Source organism: Vibrio sp. 03_296, assembly GCF_002265885.1.
The window spans coordinates 1-676 of the sequence record NZ_NPKW01000329.1 but is presented as its reverse complement, the minus strand read 5'-3'; the positions used below and the strand labels follow the sequence as shown (position 1 = coordinate 676).

Sequence of the window (676 nt, the reverse complement as noted above, 5' to 3'; positions counted from 1 at the left end):
TAATTGTGAATATATCACTTTGAGCAACTTAAAGTCTGCTTTAGTATGAATTCATTCGGTGAGTAACCACCGACCATGATGGATGAATTTTAAGGAGAGCCCTGATGGCGAACTATTTCAATACTTTGAACCTTCGTGAGCAACTAGACCAATTGGGTCGTTGTCGTTTTATGGATCGCAGTGAATTCGCTACAGAGGACGGATTATCTAAAGGGTAAAAAAGTCGTCATCGTAGGTTGTGGTGCGCAAGGTCTAAACCAAGGTCTAAACATGCGTGACTCCGGTCTTGATGTTGCTTACGCACTGCGTCAAGCTGCGATTGATGAGCAGCGTCAATCATACAAAAATGCGAAAGAGAACGGTTTTGAAGTGGGTAGTTACGAAACGCTGATCCCTCAAGCTGATCTTGTTGTTAACTTGACGCCAGATAAACAGCACACCAATGTGGTGGAAACCGTAATGCCTCTGATGAAAGAAGGTGCAGCTCTAGGCTACTCACACGGTTTTAACGTTGTTGAAGAAGGCATGCAAATCCGTAAAGACCATGACGGTTGTTATGGTGGCGCCTAAGTGTCCTGGTACAGAAGTTCGTGAAGAATACAAACGCGGCTTTGGTGTTCCTACATTGATTGCTGTCCACCCAGAAAACGATCAAAGGGTGAAGGTTGGGACATTG

General features: G+C 44.5%; 1 pseudogene. It reads left to right on the top strand.

Features of this window, described 5'->3' with window-relative positions:
- Positions 1–104: 104 nt before the first annotated feature.
- A pseudogene (locus CIK04_RS24400) lies at positions 105–676 on the top strand (NAD(P)-dependent oxidoreductase); the annotation flags it as partial.